The organism is Citrobacter sp. RHB35-C17, assembly GCF_013816795.1.
In the GTDB taxonomy this organism is placed as follows: Bacteria; Pseudomonadota; Gammaproteobacteria; order Enterobacterales; family Enterobacteriaceae; genus Citrobacter_A; species Citrobacter_A amalonaticus.
This window is the reverse complement of record NZ_CP057150.1, coordinates 3,429,698-3,454,341: the sequence shown is the minus strand read 5'-3', so window position 1 is coordinate 3,454,341 and position 24,644 is coordinate 3,429,698. Positions and strand designations below refer to the sequence as shown.

Below are 24,644 nucleotides of genomic sequence, written 5' to 3'. Positions count from 1 at the left end.
TATGATGGAGGGCTGGCAGCGCGCTTTTGTCCTGCATAGTCGCCCCTGGAGCGAAACCAGCCTGATGCTGGACGTCTTCACGGAAGAGTCGGGTCGCGTGCGTCTTGTTGCTAAAGGCGCACGTTCTAAACGCTCTAATCTGAAAGGTGCCCTTCAACCTTTTACCCCCCTGTTAGTCCGCTTTGGCGGACGTGGCGACGTCAAAACGCTGCGTAGCGCGGAAGCGGTTTCTCTGGCGCTCCCTCTGAGCGGTATCACGCTGTACAGCGGCCTGTACGTCAACGAACTGCTCGCCCGCGTGCTGGAGCACGAAACCCGCTTTTCTGAACTCTTTTTCGATTATCTGCATTGCATTCAGGCACTGGCGGGGGCTACGGGAGCGCCGGAACCCGTGCTGCGTCGTTTTGAACTGGCGCTGCTCGGCCACCTCGGGTATGGAGTCGATTTCCTGCACTGTGCGGGCAGCGGTGAGCCGGTGGATGACACCATGACCTACCGCTATCGCGAAGAAAAAGGCTTTATCGCCAGCGTTGTGATTGACAACAGCACCTTTACCGGACGCCATCTGCGGGCGCTGGCAGAACGTGAATTTCCGGATGTTGATACGCTACGCGCGGCGAAACGCTTTACCCGCATAGCGCTGAAGCCGTATCTTGGTGGTAAACCCTTAAAGAGCCGCGAATTATTCCGGCAGTTCATGCCGAAGCGAACATAAAATCACGAGGATTGTCATGGCTGAATTACTGTTAGGCGTCAACATTGACCACATTGCCACGTTACGTAATGCACGCGGTACTGCATATCCGGATCCGGTTCAGGCGGCATTCATTGCCGAGCAGGCGGGTGCTGATGGCATTACCGTCCATTTACGTGAAGATCGCCGTCACATTACCGACCGCGATGTCCGCATTCTGCGCCAGACGCTGGACACGCGTATGAACCTGGAAATGGCGGTGACGGAAGAGATGCTGGCGATTGCCGTGGAAACCAAACCGCATTTTTGTTGCCTGGTGCCGGAAAAGCGCCAGGAAGTGACCACCGAAGGCGGTCTGGATGTGGCCGGGCAGCGCGACAAAATGCGTGATGCCTGTAAACGTCTGGCTGACGCCGGGATCCTTGTGTCGCTGTTTATTGACGCCGATGACGCGCAAATCAAAGCGGCTGCTGACGTCGGCGCACCGTACATTGAAATTCATACCGGCTGCTATGCGGATGCGAAAACCGATGCGGAACAGGCGCAGGAACTGGCGCGCATCGCGAAAGCCGCCACCTTTGCCGCAAGCCTGGGGCTGAAAGTCAATGCGGGACACGGCCTGACCTATCACAACGTCAAAGCCATTGCCGCACTGCCGGAAATGCACGAGCTGAATATCGGTCATGCGATTATCGGTCGTGCGGTGATGAGCGGGCTGAAAGACGCCGTCGCGGAAATGAAACGTTTGATGCTGGAAGCGCGCGGCTAATGGCCATTCTTGGATTAGGCACCGATATCGTGGAGATTGCGCGCATTGAAGCGGTGATCTCCCGTTCCGGTGACCGGCTTGCCCGACGAGTGCTCAGCGCTAACGAGTGGGCTATCTGGGAAACGCACCAGCAGCCGGTGCGTTTTCTGGCAAAACGCTTTGCCGTCAAAGAGGCGGCGGCGAAAGCTTTTGGTACCGGTATTCGCAATGGGCTGGCATTTGATCAGTTTGAAGTGTTTAACGACGAACTTGGTAAACCGCGCTTGCGGTTATGGGGAGAGGCGTTAGCGCTGGCGGAAAAACTAGGCGTTGCGCATATGCACGTAACGCTGGCCGACGAACGTCACTATGCCTGCGCCACGGTCATTATCGAAAGTTAGATTTTATCGGCGTGGTGCATCTGGACAAATTTGTCCCACAGTTGTTCTTCCGTTTCGACATGTGCCGGGTCTTTGAGGATCGTATTGGGGATCGGGCACACCTTCTGGCAGGTGGGCGTGTCGTAATGCCCGACGCACTCGGTGCATTTGTCGCTGTTAATCTCATAGATGCTGTCACCCATCGAAATGGCCTCATTCGGACATTCGGGTTCGCACATATCGCAATTGATGCATTTTTTCGTGATTAACAGGGCCATCAGGAAACTCTCAAAACAACACAAACCGGGCGGGCATTATACGCGCATTCCTTGCTCAGACCAGTTTTTTTACCAGCGCCTCGCTGTGGCGAATACGTTCAGGTGCGTGCTCCAGATCCTGCTGTACCAGCGCCATAAAAAGCAGATCGGTGAGCATCATTTGCGCGTGGGTTGAAGAGATCGCCGCACTGCGGGTGGCCTGTTCTTCCGCGATGGTATACAGGCAGTGGCTGGCGCGCTGTTGAAGCCCATTAGGGGTGAAACCCGTGATCGCCAGGATCTGCCCGCCGACGCGTAAAGTCTCTTCTGCCGCCAGGTTCAGTTCCCGACGTTCGCCGCTGTAGGAAATCGCTAACAGCAGATCGTCCGGCGTCAGCGCCTGAACCGTGGCCAACAGCGCATGCATATCGCGCTCAACAATAGCGTTCAGGCCGATTTTCATCAGCTTCCAGGCAAAATTCTGCGCTACCAGGCCGGAGGCACCAATCCCGGTTAACACGATCCGACGGGCGTTACGCAGCATCGTCACGCTTTCGCTCAGCTTCTCTTCCGTGTTGACATCCAGCGTGGCATGCATCGCCGCCACATTCTCTTTGATCAGTTTCTCGCCGACCAGACGCAGGGGATCGTCGCCACGGATCTGGTTATGCACTGGCACCGAATGCGGGTTCGGATTGCTGACCAGCGCTTCGCTGATCGCCAGTTTCAACGCCGGGAATCCCTTATAGCCGAGCTTTTGTGCGAACTTCACCACGCTCGACTGACTGACGCCCGCTTCGGCGGCCAGTTGCTGAGAGCTAAGGTGGCGGGCAGTGTCGGGTTGTATCAGAAGATAGTCCGCGAGTTTTTTATCGCTCTGCGCAAATCCCGGGTAGCGCTGGCGGATGCGAATTAAACAGTTCATGGTCTCTCCTGACGAAAACGTGATGGCGGCGACAAAATGAAATTTCACTCGCCTGCACGAATATTATATTCCATTATTGGTCGTTAATATGAATTAAAAATTCCTGAGGAGCAAACATGAATCTCGGCGCTTTAGTATCAGAAACCCGTAATCCGCAAACAATGGACCTCGACGCGTTATCAACGCTGGATCTGGTTCACCGTTTTAATCAACAGGATACGCTGGTAGCGAAAGCAGTAAAAGCAACATTGCCCGATGTTGCGAGCGCCGTCGATGCCGCGGCTGAAGCGTTAAAATCCGGTGGTCGGATTATCTATATGGGCGCAGGGACCAGTGGGCGACTCGGCGTGCTGGATGCGTCTGAATGCCCACCGACGTTTGGCGTTCCTCATGGTCTGGTGGTGGGGCTAATCGCCGGTGGTCCGGGAGCATTGCTGAAAGCCGTTGAAGGGGCAGAAGACAACGCGCAGCTCGGTGAAGACGATCTTATTGCCCTGAACCTCGTGCCGCAGGATCTGGTGGTTGGGCTGGCGGCATCAGGGCGTACGCCGTATGTCATCGGTGGACTGAAATATGCCCGCAAAACGGGTTGTACCACGGTTGCTATCTCCTGTAATCCGGACTCGCCGATTGCGCAGGAAGCGGATATTGCGATTTCACCCGTAGTAGGGCCTGAGGCGCTGACAGGCTCAACGCGTCTGAAATCCGGTACCGCGCAAAAGCTGGTGCTCAATATGATCTCCACTGGGGCGATGGTGAAGTTTGGCAAGGTGTACCAGAACCTGATGGTGGATATGAAAGCCACCAATATCAAACTGATGGACCGCGCGTGTCGAATGGTGGTTGAAGCCACAGGCATTGCCCGCGCTGAGGCGGAAACGCTGCTCAGACAGACCGATTTTGACGTGAAACCGGCCATTCTTATGGCGCTGAGCGGTCTCAATGCTGATGCGGCGCGCGAAAAACTGGCCGCCCATCAGGGATTCTTACGCGCTGCGTTAGCTGATTCATCGAGGTAACTATGGATAAGATGGCGACCCTTGCCAGCGATATTCTGCTGGGAATAGGCGGAGAACAAAATATTCTGCGTCTGGAAAATTGTATGACGCGCGTCCGGGTGGAAGTGAAAGACGATACGCTGTTGGATATCCCGCATCTGAAACAGCTACCGGGCGTCAGTGGCTACGTGAAGCAGGGGGCGCAGCATCAGATCATCGTCGGACCCGGAAAGGCGGCAAAGGTCGTTGATGCCATGCGAGCGCTGTTGGCGCAGGGGAGTGCGCGCCCGGCAGTCGATGACATTGAGCGCACGAAATCGCAGGCCAAAGCAAAGTACAAAGCGCCGATGAGCGATGCGCTACGCAAGCTGGCGAATGTTTTTATTCCCCTGATCCCGGCGTTTATCGCCTCCGGTTTAATCACCGGCATCATTAACATTCTCAAACGCCCGGATATCGTCGGCGATTTCGCCACCCATTACCCCAACATGCTGGGGCTGATGGGGATATTCGGCAGTGCAGTTTTCGCCATCATGAACATTCTGGTGGGGGTGAATACCGCCAAAGTCTTCGGTGGTTCGCTGGCGATGGGCGGCGTGATGGCGGGCATTCTGTCGAGTCCGCAACTGGCGCAAATTACGCTGTTTGGTGAAGCGCTCCAGCCAGGCCGTGGTGGGGTGATTGCCGTGCTGCTGGTGGTGGCGCTGATGTGCTGGATCGAGCGTAAATTCCGCGACGTGTTACCCGGCTCGCTGGAGCTTATCCTCAATCCGCTACTGACGACCATCATCACCGGCTCGATTGCGATTGTGGCGCTGCAACCGCTGGGCGGCTGGATTTCGGAGTCTATTGCTCACGGCGCGTCCTGGGCTATCGATCGCGGCGGCTTTCTGGTCGGCGCGGTTCTGGCGGGAACCTTCCTGCCACTGGTGCTGACGGGGCTGCATCAGGGGCTGGTGCCGATTCACGTTGAGCTGGTGCAGGCGCATGGCTATAACGCGCTCTTTCCCATTCTGGCGATGGCGGGCGTCGGGCAAGTGGGCGCGGCAATTGCCGTGCTAATGAAAACCCGTAACGCGCGGTTGAAAAAAGTGATTAAGGGGGCGTTACCGGTGGGATTACTCGGTATTGGCGAACCGCTGATTTTTGGCGTCACGCTTCCTCTGGGCAAACCGTTTATTGGTGCCTGTCTTGGTGGCGCAGTAGGCGGAGCGCTGATCAGCTACTGGAAGGTCGCCACCGTCATCACCTTCGGTATTTCCGGACTACCGCTGGCGTTAACGATTGTTGCCGGAAAAGTGATGTTCTATCTGTTAGGCTATTTAGTAGCAGTGATAGCCGGGTTCCTGTTTACCTGGCTGTTAGGATTCAACGATCCCGAGGAGTAAGGTTTGACCAATCACGCGCGTCGTGTCGTTTTTTTTGATTTGGATGGTACGCTACATCAGCAGGATATGTTTGGCAGTTTCCTGCGCTATCTGTTGCGTCGCCAGCCGCTGAATGCGCTGCTTGTGCTGCCGTTGTTGCCCGTGATTGTCGGTGCGTTATTGATTAAAGGACGCGCTGCGCGCTGGCCGATGAGTCTGCTGTTGTGGGGATGTACCTTCGGCCACAGCGAGGCCAGTCTACAGGCCAGGCAGGCCGATTTTGTTCGATGGTTCCGACAGAACGTTACGGCGTTTCCTCAGGTACAAGAGCGTCTGACCACCTATCTGCTCAGCTCCGATGCCGATATCTGGCTCATCACCGGTTCGCCGCAGTCGCTGGTGGAACAGGTTTATGTTGATACGCCGTGGCTGCCGCGCGTGAATTTGATCGCCAGCCAGATGAAGCGGGGGTACGGCGGTTGGGTGCTGACCCTGCGCTGTCTGGGGCATGAAAAAGTCGCACAGCTGGAGCGTAAAATCGGCACGCCACTGCGCCTTTACAGCGGCTACAGCGACAGCAATCAGGACAACCCGCTGCTCTATTTTTGCCAGCACCGCTGGCGCGTCACGCCTCGTGGAGAACTCCAGCAACTGGAATAGTTGAAAGACGAAGGGTATCGCGACCCTGTATAATGCGCCCGCAATGATTACCGGAGTAACCCCTTTGTCAGATGTTGAATTTAGTCACGAATACTGGATGCGTCATGCGTTAACGCTGGCGAAGCGCGCCTGGGATGAACGTGAAGTCCCGGTCGGTGCCGTATTGGTGCACAACAATCGTGTGATCGGTGAAGGCTGGAACCGCCCGATTGGCCATCACGATCCCACCGCGCACGCAGAGATCATGGCGCTACGTCAGGGCGGCATCGTCCTGCAAAATTATCGTCTGATTGACGCGACGCTGTATGTGACCCTTGAGCCGTGCGTCATGTGCGCTGGCGCGATGGTGCACAGCCGTATCCGCCATGTGGTGTTCGGCGCGCGCGATGCTAAAACCGGCGCTGCCGGTTCGCTGATGGATGTTCTGCATCATCCGGGAATGAATCATCGCGTTGAGGTCACTGAAGGAATATTGCGTGAGGAGTGTGCGACGCTGCTCAGCGATTTCTTCCGCATGCGCCGTCAGGAGATCAAAGCGTTGAAGAAAGCCGCAAGCCAGTAGGCATTGCGGTTCTGTTTACTCTTTGTCCTCTTTCTTCTGCGGTAAACGCAGCAGCGACGGCGAGTGCGTCAGATAACTGGATGACGATTGCGACAGGAAGGCGGCGAGTGGTCGCCGCTGTTTGCCAAATTCCGTTGGTGAGACGACCGGATACTCTTGTGCCAGTTTCATCTCTTCAGCCAGTTGCTTTTCTTTCTCCTGCAAATAGCCCTGCAGGCTTATCTGATATTTACGGATGTTTTCAACGTAGGCGTAGGCCTCATGTCCGCGCGCATAGCCGTAGGTCAGCTTGCTGTAATACTGTTTTTGACTGAGCAACGGCAGACGCTGTTTGACGTCTGCCCAACTGTCCGGGTTTCCCTTCGTTTTGGCTGTCAGCGCACGCGCATCAAGCATATGCGCATAACCCATGTTATAGGCCGCCAGCGCAAACCAGATACGCTCGTTCTCGGGTACGGTGTCCGGCACTTTACTCATCATGTCCTGTAAGTAGCGTGCTCCACCGCTGATGCTCTGCTCAGGATCGGTTCTGTCGGTCAGACCGAGACTTTGTGCGGTGTTTTTGGTGAGCATCATCATGCCGCGCACGCCGGTTGGTGATGTGGCCTGCGGATCCCAATGCGATTCCTGCCAGGAGATCGCCGCAAGCAGCTGCCAGCCAATCTCCTGGGCGTGTTTTTCAAACAGCGGTTTCAGGTCGGGGAGCATGGCATCAACCGCGCGCAGAAAGGTGCGGGTATCGACATAGTCAAAATCATCGCCGTGCCCCAGATATTTTTCTTCGAGACGCGCCAGGGAGCCGTCCTCATTCATGCTGTTGAAGAAATCGAGCAGGGCGGCAGACAGCGTGTTGTCATCATCCAGCTGACTAAACCAGGTCACCGGCTGTTCGTCGGTGATATCCAGCGCAACGGCCAGTTCGGGATGAACGCGTTGGTAGAGGCTGATGGCGACAGAGTCGGCAATGGTGTAATCCAGCTGTCCGGCAATCACCGCATCCAGCAGTTCCGTTGAGCCTTTTTTCTCATCGATCCGCCAGCTCAGCTCAGGGTATTTTATCTGTTTCAGCGTTTGCAGATCGTTTGCCACCACGTGTCCCGGCGTGATAGTGAGTTGACTTTCCGTCACGCTGCCCAACGTTCGGGGACGATACTGACCCACTTTGTAGACCAGTTGCTGGGATACCGAATAGTAAGTCGGCCCCGGCTGATAGTTTTTCACTCGTTCACTGTTGTAGACCAGCCCGGCCGCCAGCAGGTCGGCGTCACCATTATCCAGATCGTCAAACAGCTGGCTGATGTTCTGGCGGACGGTAATCTTCAGTTTTACACCCAGATAGCTGGCGAACTGCTGCGCCAGCTCGTAATCGAGCCCGTACGGCTTACCGTCGAGTTTCGCCCAGGTGAGCGGCGACTCAATTGTGCTCACGCGCAACTCTCCCCGCGACTGGATCGCGGCGATACGATTATCGGTTTTACCGAACCAGGGGATAGAGGGCCAGAGGGCCGCCGCCAGCAGCAGCGTCAGTATGCCGATGAACAGATAATTAATCTTTAATTTTTTCAATTAGTTAATTCTCTGAACCGTGCGTTGCCTCAGGATGGGAAAAAGAATAGAAAGGCCAGGAGTATTCATCAATGAGCGGCATTTTGCTTAAACTTGCGCCAGTTGGCAACTAATTACAGCCATTGGCAGCATCGTATGACAATAACGGCGGTGGATTTTATTTCGACGCAAACGGTTTCGTCGGCGGCTCAGATTCTTTATAATGACGCCCGTTTCCCCACTTGGGCACACCGAAAGCTTAGCTTAGAAGACGAGAGACTTATGATGGAAATTCTGCGTGGTTCGCCTGCACTGTCCGCATTCCGTATTAACAAACTGCTGGCACGTTTTCAGGCTGCCAACCTCCAGGTAAGCAATATTTACGCCGAGTACGTCCATTTCGCTGACCTGAACGCCCCGTTGAACGAGGATGAGCACGCGCAGCTTGCCCGTCTGCTGAAATACGGTCCCAGCCTGAGCAGCCACACCCCGGAAGGGAAACTGCTGCTGGTGACGCCGCGCCCTGGCACCATCTCCCCCTGGTCTTCCAAAGCGACAGATATCGCCCATAACTGCGGTCTGCAACAAATTGACCGTCTGGAACGCGGCGTCGCTTATTACGTTGAGGCCTCCACGCTAAGCGCTGAGCAGTGGCAGTGGGTTGCCGCTGAACTGCACGATCGAATGATGGAGACGGTGTTCTCTTCGTTAACCGATGCGGAAAAACTGTTTGCTCACCATCAGCCGGCGCCGGTTGCAAGTGTTGATCTGCTGGGTGAAGGCCGTCAGGCGCTGATTGATGCTAACCTGCGTCTCGGTCTGGCGCTGGCGGATGACGAAATTGATTACCTGCAGGACGCGTTTACCCGACTGGGGCGCAACCCGAACGACATCGAACTCTACATGTTTGCGCAGGCGAACTCTGAGCACTGCCGTCACAAGATTTTCAACGCCGACTGGATCATCGATGGCAAGCAACAACCGAAGTCGCTGTTCAAGATGATCAAAAACACCTTTGAAACCACACCGGACCACGTGCTTTCCGCGTATAAAGATAACGCGGCGGTGATGGAAGGGTCTGAAGTGGGGCGTTACTTTGCCGACCACGCGACCGGTCGCTATGACTTCCACCAGGAGCCGGCGCACATCCTGATGAAGGTGGAAACCCATAACCACCCGACGGCGATCTCGCCGTGGCCGGGGGCGGCGACTGGTTCCGGCGGTGAAATCCGTGATGAAGGGGCAACCGGACGCGGCGCGAAGCCAAAAGCGGGTCTGGTAGGCTTCTCCGTTTCTAACCTGCGCATTCCGGGCTTTGAGCAGCCGTGGGAAGAAGACTTCGGCAAGCCAGAGCGTATTGTGACCGCGCTGGATATCATGACTGAAGGCCCGCTGGGCGGCGCGGCGTTTAACAATGAATTTGGTCGTCCTGCGCTGAACGGCTATTTCCGTACTTACGAAGAAAAAGTGAACAGCCACAATGGCGAAGAGCTGCGGGGCTATCACAAGCCGATCATGCTGGCGGGCGGGATTGGTAACATCCGTGCCGATCACGTACAGAAAGGCGAGATCGTCGTCGGGGCGAAGCTGATCGTTCTCGGCGGTCCGGCGATGAATATCGGCCTGGGCGGCGGCGCGGCTTCCTCGATGGCCTCCGGCCAGTCTGACGCGGATCTTGATTTTGCCTCGGTACAGCGTGATAACCCGGAGATGGAACGCCGCTGCCAGGAAGTGATCGACCGCTGCTGGCAGTTGGGTGACGCCAACCCGATCCTGTTTATCCACGACGTTGGCGCCGGCGGTCTGTCGAACGCGATGCCTGAACTGGTTAGCGACGGCGGACGCGGCGGTAAATTCGAACTGCGTGACATCCTCAGCGATGAGCCGGGTATGAGCCCGCTGGAGATCTGGTGTAACGAGTCCCAGGAACGTTACGTGCTGGCTGTGGCGGCGGACCAACTGCCGCTGTTCGACGAGCTGTGTAAGCGCGAGCGCGCGCCGTATGCGGTAATTGGTGAGGCGACCGAAGAACAGCATCTGTCGCTAAACGATCGTCACTTCAACAACCAGCCTATCGATCTGCCGCTTGACGTACTGCTCGGCAAAACGCCGAAGATGACCCGCGACGTTCAGACGCTGAAGGCGAAAGGTGAGGCACTGGATCGTGCTGACATCACCATTGCGGATGCAGTTAAACGCGTTCTGCATCTGCCGACGGTGGCGGAAAAAACCTTCCTGGTCACCATTGGCGACCGTACTGTGACCGGGATGGTGTCTCGCGATCAGATGGTCGGTCCGTGGCAGGTGCCGGTGGCGAACTGCGCGGTGACCACCGCCAGCCTCGATAGCTACTACGGTGAAGCGATGTCGATCGGCGAACGTGCGCCAGTGGCGCTGCTCGACTTCTCCGCTTCTGCCCGTCTGGCGGTCGGGGAAGCATTGACCAATATCGCGGCAACGCAGATTGGCGATATCAAACGCATTAAGCTTTCCGCTAACTGGATGGCCGCAGCCGGTCACCCGGGCGAAGATGCCGGTTTATACGAAGCGGTGAAAGCGGTCGGTGAAGAACTCTGTCCGGCGCTGGGTCTGACGATTCCGGTGGGTAAAGACTCGATGTCGATGAAAACCCGCTGGCAGGAAGGCAACGAACAGCGCGAAATGACCTCGCCGCTGTCGCTGGTGATTTCCGCTTTTGCTCGCGTGGAAGATGTGCGTCATACCATCACCCCGCAGCTTTTTACTGAAGACAACGCGCTGCTGCTGATCGACCTGGGCCGTGGCCACAACGCGCTGGGTGCGACGGCGCTGGCGCAGGTATACCGCCAGCTTGGCGATACGCCGGCAGATGTGCGTGACGTCGCGCAACTGAAGGGCTTCTACGACGCGATGCAGGCGCTGGTGGCGCAACGTAAACTGCTCGCTTATCACGACCGTTCCGATGGCGGCCTGCTGGTGACGCTGGCGGAAATGGCCTTTACCGGCCACTGTGGGGTGCAGGCGGATATCGCCGCACTGGGCGACGATCGTCTGGCGGCGTTGTTCAACGAAGAACTTGGCGCGGTGATTCAGGTTCGCGCAGCGGATCGCGAGGCGGTGGAAGCACTGCTGGCGCAACACGGTCTGGGCGATTGCGTACATTACCTGGGCCAGGCCGTCACGGGCGATCGTTTTGTTATCGAAGCCAACGGTCAGACCGTCTTCAGCGAAAGTCGCACGACGCTTCGCATCTGGTGGGCCGAAACCACCTGGCAAATGCAGCGTCTGCGTGATAACCCGGAGTGTGCCGATCAGGAGCACGATGCGAAAACCAACGATGCCGATCCGGGCCTTAGCGCGAAGCTGACCTTTGATATTAATGACGATATCGCCGCACCGTATATTGCGACCGGTGCGCGTCCGAAAGTGGCGGTACTGCGTGAGCAAGGGGTGAACTCTCACGTCGAAATGGCTGCGGCGTTCCAGCGTGCAGGCTTTGACGCGATTGACGTGCACATGAGCGATCTGCTCGGTGGCCGCACGGGTCTGGGTAACTTCCAGGCGCTGGTGGCCTGCGGCGGCTTCTCTTACGGCGACGTACTGGGCGCGGGTGAGGGCTGGGCGAAATCAATTCTGTTCAACAACCGCGTGCGCGATGAGTTCGAAACCTTCTTCCATCGTCCACAAACGCTGGCGCTGGGTGTGTGTAACGGCTGTCAGATGATGTCGAATCTGCGTGAACTGATCCCGGGCAGTGACCTGTGGCCGCGCTTTGTGCGTAACCATTCGGATCGCTTTGAAGCCCGCTTCAGCCTGGTTGAGGTGACCCAGAGCCCGTCTCTGTTGCTGCAGGGCATGGTCGGGTCAATGATGCCTATCGCCGTCTCGCACGGAGAAGGGCGCGTTGAAGTTCGCGACGCAGCCCATCTGGCGGCGCTGGAAAGCAAAGGTCTGGTCGCACTGCGCTTTGTCGATAACTTTGGCAATGTAACGGAAACCTACCCGGCTAACCCGAACGGCTCGCCGAATGGGATTACCGCTGTCACCACGGAAAGTGGTCGTGTGACGGTGATGATGCCGCATCCGGAACGTGTGTATCGTACCGTCAGTAACTCATGGCACCCGGAAAACTGGGGTGAGGACGGTCCGTGGATGCGTATCTTCCGTAACGCCCGCAAGCAGTTGGGATAAACCTTCTGAAACAGAAAAACCCGGTGAAATAAACACCGGGTTTTTTTACTGAACGGTATCAATTGTTCGCGGTATCAAACCCAACGTTGATCAGAGCGGTGAGTTCATTGCTGGCAAATAGCCTTGCCCGGTAGCATTCTCCAGGAAACTCCGGATAGCCATCCAGTGAACAGATAAGATCGTAAATCGTTGCAATGAAATTCCCGCTGGCGTCGCTGATAAAGAAAGAACGCGCGTGGTTGGTATAGATAGTGTAGTTGTCATTGTGATCAAAAACCGCCCCCATGAAGTCCGTTACTTGTGGGACACGGGCTGATGCCAATGAAATAGGTTCTGCTGCTTTCGTGATGGTTCTGGCCGTTAAATCAACGGCGTAAAACAAAACACGAGCTTCCAGGGTTTGATACTGCTTTGCAGCGTCTGCATCCGCGTCGATAGGGCGGATAACAGGCTGACCATCAGACGTTATGCAAGAGCGGTTATCAAAGACAGAAAGGACAAACTTCCCTGCGTTGTAATCTGTGAGACTGGAAAATGCGCTATTACTGGTGACTAAAACGGTATGGCCGCCGTTTTCATTATCGCCAATTCCGGTTGTACTGATATTTATAACCGATTGATCTGCAGGGAATTGTGGGTTGAAACCGCCAGTATCGATTGTCCAGAGAATCCGGCCATCTTCTGGCGATACGCCAAAAGTAACCCCGGCTGAACGGGTGTGGACAATAATAGCCTCACTGTTTTCAGAGCCTGCTGGGATCCAGGAGAGTGAGTTAAGATGCGCATCATTGGTTGGGCTATTATTCAGAATCGAGGCGTTATCGAAGGCGCGAGTGTAATTTTTGGCCCAGATCATTTTCCCCGACTGTTCATTGAATTTTAAGATCCAGGCATCCTGTCTCATTGTAGATGTCGAACGATCCGGTATATCGTTACCGATCATATAAAGGTTATTTGCCGAATCCCAGGCTAGATCGTGCGTATTTGCGTAAAGATTGCCATCACTATCGCGTAAATCATATTCAAGGATTTCATTGCCAAGAATATCAATTTTAAAGAAGCGACGGCCATACCAATGTTCGTCCTCGTCGCTACCTATGTAAAAATACCCATCGTGCGTTCTTAACATTTGGTTGCGATAAGGTTGCGCGAAATAACAGCGGAGGTCACCGTTTTGGTCATAACCATCGCAATTGGTTGTCATTAACCAACTGTTTCCCCACACACTGGCAAATTTTGCGGGATCGTTTTGCTCAATGTTAAGATGAAAAATGGTCGCTTCACGATAAATTTGATCGCGTGTGCTAACCTGGATCGTACTGTTGAAAATTTCATTCCCCGCCTGATTTTTGAAAATGACCTGAACCTGGTTGTTATAATTAGCGTAAAGGCCAATCACCGGGATTTTAATTTCTGTCGTGGTATCGTCAATCAACTCGCTTGACGTGAAAGAAAAGTCTACGCTTGTCTGACTTGTCGTCCTTTTTAACACGGTATATGAAAATGTGGCTGGTACGTCCAGTTGAAACTTGAGCCAGGCAGCAAGCTGATTGTTTGCCGGAGCGAGCACTGTTCCAGTATAAATAATTGCCATAGTATCCACCTGATTAAATAAGATTAGTGTTTGACTTCACTTACGCGCATTTCATTGACTTGCTGAGGGTCGATGACGTTGCCTTTTTTCAGGTAATCAATCACCGCATCGGAGAGGTTATATCCGCCGCGGACCTGCTTATTTTTACCGTCGGTAAAAGCCATAAAACCATCACCGCCCGGCGCGAGGAAACTGTTGGTTGCCACGCGATAGGTTTGCGTATCGACAATGTTTTTGCCGTTAAGTGTAAATGTCGTCACGCGCTGGCCGACCGGTTTACGCGGGTCGTAGCGCATTTCAGCGCCTTTCGACATCTGTAATACGCCGTTGCTCAGCGACGCCCCATGCTCCATCAGATTGCGTAATGATTTACCCGTTAAATCCATCACGGTCAGTTCATTAGGGAACGGGAAGGCGCTAATAATATCGCCAAGCGTGAGGGGGCCAGGATTGAGATCGGCGCGTAAACCGCCCGAATTGGTCAGCGCAAGTTGCGCATCAGGCGCGGCGAACAGCATGGCATCGGTAAACAGGTTACCCAGCGATGAGGACTCCCCATAGGCCCGGGTCAACGCAATCGGCGTTTCACCCACTTTTTGGCTCACGGTTTCCGCGAGCTTTTTGTTCCAGCCATCAATCACCTTCTGCGTGACCGGATCGGGTTTCCATTCATCCGCATAAATTGTTTTCAGTTCAAAGCTTTTAACCGTGTGACGATGGTTTTTTGTGTTGACATCCAGCACCAGTTTACCGATATCAATGCCACCGCTGTCGGTCGAGAGGATGAGGGTATTCCCCACTTTAATTGGTTCTGGCGTGCCAACATGCGCATGGCCAGTAATGAGAAGATCGAGGCCTTTGACCTGTTTTGCGGTCTGAATATCCTTATCCAGCGCACGTCTGACGTCCGCATTGCCGATGCTGGACTGGCGCGCCGGTGTGCCTTCGTGCATTAACGCGACGGTGATATCCACTTTTCCACGCAGCTCATCCAGATAGCGCTGTAGATACTTGACTTCATCACGCGCTTCAATTCCCTGGCGCATGGCTGACGACACCGTATCGTCGAAGGCAAACACACCGTGCAAACCGATGACACCGATTTTGACGCCGTCTTTTTCCACAATAGTGTACGGTTTATTCCAGAAGGGCAGAGTGCTGTTCTTAAAAAAAACGTTACCCAATAAAATAGGGAACGTCGCCTGGCTGAACTGCAAAAGGGTATTATCCCAGCCATGGTCAAATTCATGATTCCCGACAGAGGCCGCATCCACCGACATTGTATTCATTATATCGATAATTGCTTTTCCTTTAGTCAGGCTGCTTATATATGGACCGGTAAAATAATCACCGGCATCAAAATAAAACGTCGCCTTATTTTTAGCTTTTTCCTGTTTAACCAGTGTGGAAATATTAGCAAAACCGCCAATCTCCCGTTTACCTTCAGCAATATACGGCAGTTTATACGGTTCAACGTGGGCGTGGAGATCATTGGTATAGATGACGGTAACATCCTGCGCACAGGCATATCCCGCATATCCAGCGATGAGTAACGAGGCAATCAAGCGTTTTTTCATTGTTTATCCTTAACGTATAAATGAGAGTGCTATTTTCGTTTCCGCTTGCCTGGATTTTGTGAGGCTCCTCACGACAGTAAATCTGAATAACCGCCAGAGTTATTCGACTGACAAAATCAGTTGGTCGAGTGAAATGGAAATCCAGGACAAAATACATCTCAATGTTTGTAAAAGTTGGTCGTGCCCCAATCTCGGCGTTGCGGAAGCGGCTGACTATCTTTATCCCGTTTATCGTCTGGGGTATGCGGCGCTGGAATGCCAGAAATGTGGCAGTCTGCCCCCCTTATTTAATGAGCGTGAATTTAACCACTGGTTTGCACGGTTAATAAAAAATAAACCGGACGCAACCGGAACAGAATGCCCGCACTGCTCTGCCAGCGACGTGATTCGCTATGGGCGAACGCAGGCAGGTCATAGTCGATTCCAGTGTCGTCTTTGTCGGACGGTTTTCACTCCCCGACAGACGAAGCGCTGTTTCGAACGCACCATCGAGCCGTTTCTCTTGCGACTTCAGCAGGGTGATTACGCGGCAGAAACCACGCAATATCGACTGCTGGCGAAAGCGGTTAACTGGTGTGAGCAGCAAGCGCATCATGCTAACCGTGATGTGAAACGCGTTGCGACAAAGGTTCTGGCGTTGCCTTTCCAGGGACAGGCGGCAGAACAGCGGCTGTATGTGGTGATCAGCGCTGATGCCTGTTCTGGTCATATTCTCCAGGTCACAACTAACTACTGTGATGAGGCGGTAGGTGACTCTTTGCTTTATACCGGTTCGGCGAGTCCTGTGCCGCAAATGGCGCATGAGTGCTCGGTGGAGTCCCTTCGCTGGCAGGAAATGCAGTTCATGCAAAGATGTCAGTTTGATGAAATTCACTATGGCAGTGCGCGACTGAAAGGCAACGATCGCGGGTGTATCCTTCGCCCTGCGATCGCGATTCACGGTCATTTCCAGCGGTTGAAATGGCGGTTTCCTGCTATCACCGATCACTACCTGGCGCACGAGTGTGTGCTGCGTGGCGCAGCGATTACGGCCTGGTCAGCGGAAGTACAGCATGGTACGACGAATCTGTGGTTTGTGCTGGAAGATGCCAACCCGCCATCCGGGACAGAGGCGGAGTACAGGCTGACAGGCAGGTGGAACATTGGGTGGTGGAACAATGTCTGGCAGCGGTGGAGTTGCGGCGGAGCGGATAAGATCGTCTGCTCATTAACCGGGCAAAAGCAGGCCGGGAACATTGCTCCGGTTTCTCTGCGCGCCAGCGATGTCTTTGTTCGCTGGCTGTATACGCACCCGTGGTCCTCGGGTCAGTCAGGATTAGGGCCGAAGGTGTTGAGCCGGCATGTCGTGTGCCTTGCGTATCTTTATAATCACTATCGTTAATTTGGTCTGTCGGGAATTCACGACAAATGCGCGCAAGGGGTGTCTCCAAAAAGAGACATATAACTTGTTGATTTTTATGGGGCTAAATCCATTTCGTTTAAGGTGTTGCTAATTGGCGACAGTTTGTATGAAAGTCGTTCACTGCATTAATCGATTAATTATCAATAAAAAACAATTAAATTCAGGGTGTTAATAATTTGTTTTGAATGTTGGCATAGTTACTGCATAATAGTAACCAGTGGCTCATTCACCTTCTTATGTCAGCCCCTTCGGGACGTGCTACATAAACTTCGAATGACGCACAACAAGGTGCCTGCCGTCCAACTTCTGATAATAGCGCTGCTTTATCAACCATCGGGCGAAACGTCGAGTTAGGCACCGCCTTATTCCATAACAAAGCCGGGTTCAGCCCGGCTTTGTTGTATCTGGCGTTTCCCTCAGTTAGCATCGTTCTATTCATCTCCTGTGAGAGTAATGCCTTGAAGCGCTGGTCTGTTTTTCCCCGGTCACTACGCCAACTGGTGACGCTGGCATTCCTGCTGATCCTGTTACCGCTGCTGGTCCTCGCCTGGCAGGCGTGGCAAAGCCTGAACGCGCTTAGCGCCCAGGCGGCGCAGACTAACCGTACTACCCTTATCGATGCGCGTCGCAGTGAGGCGATGACCAATGCCGCCCTGGAGATGGAGCGTAGCTATCGTCAGTATTGCGTGCTTGACGATCCGACGCTGGCAAAGGTGTATCAGAGCCAGCGCAAACGCTACAGTGAAATGCTGGACGCCCATGCGGGTGTTCTGCCTGACGATAAGCTGTATCAGGCGTTACGTCAGGATCTGAACGACCTGGCGCAACTGCAATGCCGGAACAGTGGGCCTGAAACCGCCGCGGCCGCGCGACTGGAAGCATTTGCCAACGCCAATACCGAAATGGTGCAAGCGACGCGTACCGTGGTTTTTTCACGCGGGCAGCAGCTACAACAAGAGATTGCCGAGCGTGGACAGTTCTTCGGCTGGCAGGCGCTGGTATTGTTTCTGGTGAGTCTGGCGATGGTGCTGTTGTTCACGCGGATGATTATCGGGCCGGTAAAGGGCATTGAGCGGATGATCAATCGTCTGGGGGAAGGGCGATCTCTGGGCAATACCGTCACCTTTACCGGACCGCGCGAACTGCGTTCCGTTGGGCAGCGGATCATCTGGTTGAGCGAGCGCCTCTCCTGGCTGGAGTCTCAACGCCATCAATTTTTGCGCCATCTCTCCCATGAGTTGAAAACCCCGCTGGCCAGCATGCGTGAAGGCACCGAACTGCTGGCGGACCAGGTAGTGGGGCCACTGACGCCGGAACAAAAAGAGGTGGTTGGCATTCTCGATGACAGTAGCCGTAACCTACAAAAATTGATTGAACAACTACTTGATTACAACCGCAAACTGGCGGATAGCGCCATTGAAATGGAAAGCGTGGAGATTGAACCGCTGGTAGATATGGTGGTTTCCGCTCATAGTCTACCGGCTCGCGCTAAAATGATGCATACCGACATTGCGCTGGCGGCCGATCGCTGCCTGGCCGAGCCGATGTTACTGATGAGCGTACTGGATAATCTTTATTCCAATGCGGTGCACTATGGGGCTGAATCCGGTAACATCCGTATTCGCAGCCGCTTACAGGGATCAACCGTGTATATCGATGTTATCAACACCGGAACTCCTATTCCTGAAGCGGAAAGAACTATGATTTTCGAACCTTTTTTCCAGGGAAGTCATCAACGGAAAGGGGCAGTGAAAGGGAGCGGACTGGGGCTAAGTATCGCCAGAGATTGTATCCGCCGTATGCAGGGTGAGCTCTATCTTGTCGATGAACAGGCGCAAGAGGTTTGCTTCCGCATAGAACTGCCGTTATCTGCAACGAAAAACGACTAAATAATGCTAAGCCTGGTGAATATGCCACACGTTTTTTCTCACATTTTCCAACGTCTATTCTCCCGCCAGTTCATCCTGGCGGGAATGCCGTGCCTTGCGCTGATGGGGTGTACGCCGCATTCAGTGAAGCACATCACCGGGGATGCGCCGCAGGATGCCCTCCCGACGTATCAACTGGCGGATTATCTGTCTGTTGAGTGTACTGATATCTGGGCATTGCAGGGGCAATCGACGGATACCAACCCTCTTTACTGGCTGCGCGCCATTGACTGCGCAGATCGCCTGCTACCGGTGCAGTCGCGCAGCGAGGCCCGCTCGCTGAGTGACGACAGCTGGCAAAACGCTTTTAAGCGCGGCATCTTGCTGGCGAATGCCAAAATTACGCCGCTGGAGCGTCGCGAAAACGTCTCGCGACTGGATGCGTTCAGCCCGCAGATCCCGGCGCAGGTGCGCCCGCTTTATCAGGTCTGGCGCGACGGACAGTCGTTACAGCTCCAGCTCGCCGAAGAACGCCAGCGTTACAGCAAACTGCAGCAAACGACCGATGGCGATCTGGATACGCTGCGTCAGCAGCATCAGCACCTTCAGGCACAGCTCGATCTCACCACGCGTAAACTGGAGAACCTGACCGATATTGAGCGCCAGCTTTCCACCCGTAAACCGGCGGGAAATTACAATCCGGATGCGACGCATGGCGGCGACAAGTCTGAGGGACAAGCCCCGGAATCATCACAAGATGAGGTGACCCCATAATGAGTCGTAAACCGGCGCATTTACTGCTCGTGGATGATGATCCAGGCCTGTTAAAACTGCTGGGCATGCGTCTGACCAGTGAAGGCTATAGCGTGGTGACCGCAGAGAGCGGGGCAGAAGGGCTGCGTGTTTTGAACCGTGAAAAAGTGGATCTGGTGATAAGCGATCTGCGGATGGATGAGATGGACGGCATGCAGCTGTTCAGCGAGATCCAGAAGGTGCAGCCGGGAATGCCGGTCATCATTCTTACCGCCCACGGTTCGATTCCGGATGCGGTCGCGGCAACGCAAAAGGGCGTGTTCAGCTTCCTGACTAAACCCGTGGATAAAGATGCGCTGTATCAGGCGATTGACGAGGCGCTTGAGCAGTCGGCACCCGCCACGGATGATAGCTGGCGTGAATCGATTGTTACCCGTAGCCCGCTGATGCTGCGTCTGCTGGAGCAGGCGCGGATGGTGGCACAGTCCGACGTCAGCGTATTGATCAATGGTCAGAGCGGTACCGGGAAAGAGATCTTCGCCCAGGCTATTCACAATGCCAGCCCGCGAAGCAGTAAACCGTTTATTGCCATCAACTGTGGGGCGCTACCGGAACAATTGCTGGAGTCGGAGTTATTCGGCCACTCGCGCGGCGCGTTTACCGGCGCGGTGAGTAACCGCGAGGGGCTGTTTCAGGCGGCGGAAGGCGGGACGCTGTTCCTGGACGAGATTGGCGACATGCCCGCGCCGCTACAGGTCAAACTGCTGCGCGTCTTGCAGGAACGCAAAGTCAGACCGCTTGGCAGCAACCGCGACATCGATATTGATGTGCGTATTATCTCGGCAACCCACCGTGACTTGCCGAAAGCCATGGCGCGCGGCGAGTTTCGTGAAGATTTATACTACCGCCTCAACGTGGTAAGTCTGAAGATCCCGGCGCTGGCGGAGCGGACCGAAGATATTCCGCTGCTGGCAAATCATCTGCTGCGCCAGTCGGCGGAGCGGCATAAGCCGTTTGTGCGGGCGTTTTCGACGGATGCAATGAAGCGGCTAATGACCGCCAGTTGGCCGGGCAACGTGCGTCAACTGGTGAACGTGATTGAACAGTGTGTGGCGCTGACCTCTTCGCCGGTTATCAGCGATGCGCTGGTGGAACAGGCGCTGGAAGGGGAAAATACCGCGCTGCCGACTTTTGTTGAAGCGCGTAACCAGTTTGAACTGAACTATCTGCGCAAGTTGCTGCAAATCACCAAAGGCAATGTGACGCATGCGGCAAGAATGGCGGGCCGTAACCGGACGGAGTTCTACAAACTCCTGTCACGCCATGAGCTGGATGCAAACGATTTCAAAGAATAACGTTGCGTAATATGTTACGTTTACCCGATTAAAAGACAGGCGACCTTTTCAAGGACTAGCATGAAAAAGATTGATGCGATTATTAAACCCTTCAAGCTCGATGATGTTCGTGAAGCGCTGGCTGAAGTCGGTATTACCGGGATGACCGTCACCGAAGTGAAAGGCTTTGGGCGTCAGAAAGGGCATACCGAGCTGTACCGCGGCGCGGAATACATGGTGGATTTTCTGCCGAAGGTGAAAATTGAAATCGTCGTACCAGACGATATCGTTGAAACCTGCGTGGATACCATTATTCGCACAGCGCAGACGGGCAAAATCGGCGATGGTAAGATCTTCGTCTTTGATGTGGCGCGCGTGGTGCGTATCCGTACCGGTGAAGAAGACGACGCGGCAATTTAAGCCGCGCCGTGCGCATGCCGGATGGTGGCGTAAACGCCTTATCCGGCCCTGCATCCTATAGGCCGGATAAGCACAGCGCCATCAGGCATGACGTCATTACAAGACCTTATGCGGGCCGAAGCATTCGTAATGAATGTTTTCGTTTTTCACACCCAGCTCAACAAGCTGCTTCGCGGCAAACTGCATAAAGCCCACCGGACCGCACAGATAAAACTGCATCGCCGGATCGCTGATTGCGCCTTCCAGTTTGTTCAAATCCATCAGCCCAACGCTATCAAACGCGCCTTTCGCGCGATCGGCTTCGGTTGGCTCACGATACCAGGTGTGGGCGCTAAAGCGTGGCAGCATTTTACCCAGTTCACTCACTTCATCGGCAAACGCATGGACGTCGCCGTTTTCTGCGGCGTGGAACCAGTTGACCTGCGCGGTGTGGTTTGCTTTTGCCAGCGTATCCAGCATTGCCAGCATGGGCGTTTGACCGACGCCAGCAGAGATCAGGGAAACCGGCGTATTCGGGGTGACTGCCATAAAGAAATCGCCAGCCGGTGCGGCCAAATGCACGACATCGCCGATGTTCGCATGGTTATGCAGCCAGTTTGATACCTGACCGCCTTCTTCACGTTTCACGGCAATACGGTAGCTTTTACCATCCGCTTTACGGGTCAGAGAATACTGACGAATCTCCTGATGCGGGAAGCCTTCCGGTTTCAGCCAGACACCAAGATACTGGCCAGGCTGGTATTCGGCCACGGTGCCGCCGTCTACCGGTTCAAGTTCAAAGCTGGTAATCAGTGCGCTGCGCGGGGTTTTCGCCACGATCCGGAACGGACGCGTGCCTTCCCAGCCACCGTTTTTACGGGCGTTTTCACTGTAGATTTGCGCTTCGCGGTTGATAAAGACATTCGCCAACACGCCGTAGGCTTTGCCCCACGCATCCAGCACGTCCTGGCCTGGACTGAACATTTCGTCGAGGGTTGCCAGCAGGTGCGTACCGACAATGTTGTACTGCTCAGGTTTTATCTGAAAGCTGGTGTGCTTTTGGGCGATTTTCTCAACTGCAGGCAGCAGGGCAGGCAGATTCTCAATATTGCTGGCATAAGCGGCAATGGCATTAAACAGGGCTTCACGCTGATCGCCATTACGCTGGTTGCTCATGTTAAAAATTTCTTTGAGTTCAGGGTTATGAGCGAACATGCGATCGTAAAAATGGGCGGTCAGTTTGGGGCCGGTTTCTACCAGCAGGGGAATGGTTGCTTTTACAGTGGCGATGGTTTGGGCGTCAAGCATACGGTCTTCCTTTATGTGAATCTTTAATGATGTATGTCAAATGCATCTTATAAAAAATATCCCTGCTTTGTAAATGGTTCTTTGACGCTTGACGTGTTAAACGTTACAACGTGAAAAATCTGCATCACAAACCTGAAAAGAAATCCGTTGAAATTCGTAAGGTCTTCATTCCGCAAAGCCTTGTGTCCTGTGAAGGTAATCGTTTGCGTAAATTCCTTTGTCAAGACCTGTTATCACAGAATGATTCAGTTATACTGTTGCCCGTTGTCCAACAGGACCGCCTTTTAAGGCCAAAAATTCTATCGTTAGCTGAGTCAGGAGATGCGGATGTTAAAGCGTGAAATGAACATTGCCGATTATGATGCCGAACTGTGGCAGGCTATGGAGCAGGAAAAAGTACGTCAGGAAGAGCACATCGAACTGATCGCCTCCGAAAACTACACCAGTCCGCGTGTCATGCAGGCGCAGGGCTCTCAGCTGACTAACAAATACGCTGAAGGATATCCGGGCAAGCGCTACTACGGCGGCTGCGAATACGTCGATATCGTTGAGCAACTGGCGATTGATCGCGCCAAAGAACTGTTTGGCGCAGACTACGCTAACGTACAGCCGCACTCCGGCTCTCAGGCTAACTTCGCGGTCTACACCGCGCTGCTGCAACCCGGTGATACCGTTCTGGGTATGAACCTGGCGCAAGGCGGCCACCTGACTCACGGCTCTCCGGTGAACTTCTCTGGCAAACTGTACAACATCGTACCTTACGGTATCGATGAGTCCGGTAAAATTGACTACGAAGAGATGGCGCAACTGGCGCAGACGCACAAACCGAAAATGATCATCGGTGGCTTCTCAGCTTATTCCGGCGTGGTTGACTGGGCAAAAATGCGTGAAATCGCTGACAGCATCGGTGCGTACCTGTTCGTTGATATGGCCCACGTTGCGGGTCTGATTGCCGCAGGCGTTTACCCGAACCCGGTTCCGCATGCACACGTTGTGACCACCACCACCCACAAAACCCTGGCGGGTCCGCGCGGCGGCCTGATCCTGGCGAAAGGCGGTGATGAAGAGCTGTACAAAAAACTGAACTCTGCCGTTTTCCCAAGCGCGCAGGGCGGCCCGTTGATGCACGTGATTGCCGGTAAAGCGGTTGCACTGAAAGAAGCGATGGAGCCAGAGTTCAAAGTCTACCAGCAGCAGGTTGCGAAAAACGCCAAAGCGATGGTGGAAGTGTTCCTGAACCGTGGCTACAAAGTGGTGTCCGGCGGTACTGAAAACCACCTGTTCTTGCTGGATCTGGTGGACAAAAACCTGACCGGTAAAGAAGCTGACGCCGCGCTGGGTCGTGCCAATATCACCGTGAACAAAAACAGCGTGCCGAACGATCCGAAGAGCCCGTTCGTCACTTCCGGTATCCGTATCGGTTCTCCGGCCATTACGCGTCGCGGCTTTAAAGAAGCGGAAGCGAAAGAGCTGGCGGGCTGGATGTGTGACGTGCTGGACAACATCAATGATGAAGCGGTGATTGAGCGCATCAAAGGGAAAGTTCTGGATATCTGCGCACGCTTCCCGGTTTACGCATAATTCCGTTTTGCTGCAAACAAAAGGCCGCCTGATGCGGCCTTTTTCCTTTTTAGCGCCGGTCAATGGAAATCGCGCCCGGCCCCGTCAGCGCCAGCAGCAGAAAACCGCCTGCGATACTGACATTCTTATAGAAGTTAATCATATTCGGTCCCACCGCATCACCGGTCATATTCCAGAAGTGATGACCGATCACGGCGGTACCCAGCGTATAGAAAACGAAAATAACCGCCAGTGGACGCGTGAAAAAGCCCAGCACAATCAGTATCGCTGCCGGAACCTCCATAACAACGGCAATGATCGCAGCAAGCATCGGCGCAGGGGTACCGAGAGACGTCATATACTGTACGGTACCGTCGAACCCTGTCAGTTTAGGAAAGCCAAAAATAATAAACAGAATTGCCAGCGCAATACGGGCAATCAATAAAAACAGATGGCGTGATTCTCCAAAATCAAAATAACGTAACGTGTTCATAGCAGGCTCATTAGCATGAGTAATGTACTTTAAAACTACTACACAACCCC

21 protein-coding genes are annotated in these 24,644 nt (G+C 54.3%); 14 read left to right on the top strand and 7 right to left on the bottom strand.

The annotated features are described in order from the left end of the window. The first annotated feature begins 4 nt into the window (after nt 1–4). The 3 genes from recO to acpS are packed head-to-tail and all read left to right on the top strand — an operon-like array spanning nt 5 to nt 1,843. Nucleotides 5–715: a DNA repair protein RecO gene (gene recO, locus HVZ37_RS16500; RefSeq protein WP_181628493.1), complete on the top strand. Its 711-nt coding sequence runs from the start codon at nt 5–7 to the stop codon at nt 713–715. A 16-nt stretch (nt 716–731) separates the two neighbouring features. Next, complete coding sequence (pdxJ, locus tag HVZ37_RS16495) at nt 732–1,463, top strand: pyridoxine 5'-phosphate synthase (protein WP_042999783.1); 732 nt, start codon at nt 732–734, stop codon at nt 1,461–1,463. After that, nucleotides 1,463–1,843: a holo-ACP synthase gene (acpS, locus tag HVZ37_RS16490; RefSeq protein WP_181627743.1), complete on the top strand. Its 381-nt coding sequence runs from the start codon at nt 1,463–1,465 to the stop codon at nt 1,841–1,843. Before pdxJ ends, acpS begins: the two co-directional genes overlap by 1 nt. Here acpS and HVZ37_RS16485 read toward each other — a convergent pair. Both HVZ37_RS16485 and HVZ37_RS16480 read right to left on the bottom strand, forming a co-directional pair. Next, nucleotides 1,840–2,100, bottom strand: coding sequence for a YfhL family 4Fe-4S dicluster ferredoxin (locus HVZ37_RS16485; RefSeq protein ID WP_042999785.1), 261 nt, complete (start codon nt 2,098–2,100; stop codon nt 1,840–1,842). The genes acpS and HVZ37_RS16485 overlap by 4 nt on opposite strands. Nucleotides 2,101–2,155: 55 nt before the next feature. Next, entirely contained in the window at nt 2,156–3,004 is an 849-nt protein-coding gene (locus HVZ37_RS16480) for a MurR/RpiR family transcriptional regulator (protein ID WP_042999786.1), read from the bottom strand. A 116-nt stretch (nt 3,005–3,120) separates the two neighbouring features. Between HVZ37_RS16480 and murQ the strand changes: the two genes are divergently transcribed. From murQ to tadA, 4 genes are read left to right on the top strand one after another with little or no spacing between them, the layout of a single operon-like run. Continuing rightward, the gene (murQ, locus tag HVZ37_RS16475) at nt 3,121–4,023 is read left to right on the top strand and encodes an N-acetylmuramic acid 6-phosphate etherase (protein WP_054176529.1); all 903 of its coding nucleotides are present in this window, start codon (nt 3,121–3,123) and stop codon (nt 4,021–4,023) included. Between the two features lie 2 nt (nt 4,024–4,025). After that, complete coding sequence (locus HVZ37_RS16470; protein WP_042999788.1) at nt 4,026–5,390, top strand: PTS transporter subunit EIIC; 1,365 nt, start codon at nt 4,026–4,028, stop codon at nt 5,388–5,390. A 3-nt stretch (nt 5,391–5,393) separates the two neighbouring features. Continuing rightward, nucleotides 5,394–6,029, top strand: a complete 636-nt coding sequence (yfhb, locus tag HVZ37_RS16465) for a phosphatidylglycerophosphatase C (RefSeq protein WP_042999789.1) — start codon at nt 5,394–5,396, stop codon at nt 6,027–6,029. A gap of 43 nt (nt 6,030–6,072) precedes the next feature. Then, entirely contained in the window at nt 6,073–6,591 is a 519-nt protein-coding gene (gene tadA / locus HVZ37_RS16460; protein WP_072185382.1) for a tRNA adenosine(34) deaminase TadA, read from the top strand. 15 nt (nt 6,592–6,606) lie between these two features. Here tadA and mltF read toward each other — a convergent pair whose 3' ends face one another. Further along, nucleotides 6,607–8,157 carry a membrane-bound lytic murein transglycosylase MltF gene (gene mltF / locus HVZ37_RS16455; RefSeq protein ID WP_181627742.1) on the bottom strand — a complete coding sequence of 517 codons (1,551 nt, stop codon included), beginning with the start codon at nt 8,155–8,157 and terminating at the stop codon, nt 6,607–6,609. Nucleotides 8,158–8,418: 261 nt separating this feature from the next. On the opposite strand from mltF, the gene purL reads away from it, so the two are divergent. Beyond that, nucleotides 8,419–12,306, top strand: a complete 3,888-nt coding sequence (gene purL / locus HVZ37_RS16450) for a phosphoribosylformylglycinamidine synthase (protein WP_054176532.1) — start codon at nt 8,419–8,421, stop codon at nt 12,304–12,306. A 58-nt stretch (nt 12,307–12,364) separates the two neighbouring features. Here the strand turns inward: purL and HVZ37_RS16445 are convergent, their stop codons facing one another. Further along, nucleotides 12,365–13,900 carry an aryl-sulfate sulfotransferase N-terminal domain-containing protein gene (locus tag HVZ37_RS16445; RefSeq protein WP_109740522.1) on the bottom strand — a complete coding sequence of 512 codons (1,536 nt, stop codon included), beginning with the start codon at nt 13,898–13,900 and terminating at the stop codon, nt 12,365–12,367. Between the two features lie 23 nt (nt 13,901–13,923). Continuing rightward, entirely contained in the window at nt 13,924–15,477 is a 1,554-nt protein-coding gene (locus HVZ37_RS16440; RefSeq protein ID WP_042999794.1) for a bifunctional UDP-sugar hydrolase/5'-nucleotidase, read from the bottom strand. A gap of 133 nt (nt 15,478–15,610) precedes the next feature. On the opposite strand from HVZ37_RS16440, the gene HVZ37_RS16435 reads away from it, so the two are divergent. The 5 genes from HVZ37_RS16435 (at nt 15,611) to glnB (ending at nt 21,254) form a co-directional block, all read left to right on the top strand. Further along, nucleotides 15,611–16,858: an IS1 family transposase gene (locus HVZ37_RS16435; RefSeq protein WP_181627741.1), complete on the top strand. Its 1,248-nt coding sequence runs from the start codon at nt 15,611–15,613 to the stop codon at nt 16,856–16,858. A gap of 479 nt (nt 16,859–17,337) precedes the next feature. Further along, nucleotides 17,338–18,768: a two component system sensor histidine kinase QseE/GlrK gene (qseE, locus tag HVZ37_RS16430; protein WP_042999796.1), complete on the top strand. Its 1,431-nt coding sequence runs from the start codon at nt 17,338–17,340 to the stop codon at nt 18,766–18,768. 21 nt (nt 18,769–18,789) lie between these two features. After that, nucleotides 18,790–19,521, top strand: coding sequence for a two-component system QseEF-associated lipoprotein QseG (qseG, locus tag HVZ37_RS16425; RefSeq protein ID WP_044253128.1), 732 nt, complete (start codon nt 18,790–18,792; stop codon nt 19,519–19,521). Beyond that, entirely contained in the window at nt 19,521–20,855 is a 1,335-nt protein-coding gene (glrR, locus tag HVZ37_RS16420; RefSeq protein ID WP_086512879.1) for a two-component system response regulator GlrR, read from the top strand. Before qseG ends, glrR begins: the two co-directional genes overlap by 1 nt. Nucleotides 20,856–20,915: 60 nt before the next feature. Continuing rightward, a complete protein-coding gene (gene glnB, locus HVZ37_RS16415) occupies nt 20,916–21,254 on the top strand; it encodes a nitrogen regulatory protein P-II (protein ID WP_012906673.1) in 339 nt (112 codons plus the stop codon). Nucleotides 21,255–21,350: 96 nt separating this feature from the next. Here glnB and hmpA read toward each other — a convergent pair whose 3' ends face one another. After that, entirely contained in the window at nt 21,351–22,541 is a 1,191-nt protein-coding gene (gene hmpA / locus HVZ37_RS16410) for an NO-inducible flavohemoprotein (RefSeq protein ID WP_044253124.1), read from the bottom strand. A 327-nt stretch (nt 22,542–22,868) separates the two neighbouring features. On the opposite strand from hmpA, the gene glyA reads away from it, so the two are divergent. Next, a complete protein-coding gene (gene glyA, locus HVZ37_RS16405) occupies nt 22,869–24,122 on the top strand; it encodes a serine hydroxymethyltransferase (RefSeq protein WP_042999800.1) in 1,254 nt (417 codons plus the stop codon). 49 nt (nt 24,123–24,171) lie between these two features. On the opposite strand, the gene HVZ37_RS16400 is transcribed toward glyA, so the two are convergent. Next, entirely contained in the window at nt 24,172–24,594 is a 423-nt protein-coding gene (locus HVZ37_RS16400; RefSeq protein WP_042999801.1) for a DoxX family protein, read from the bottom strand. Between the last annotated feature and the right edge of the window lie 50 nt (nt 24,595–24,644).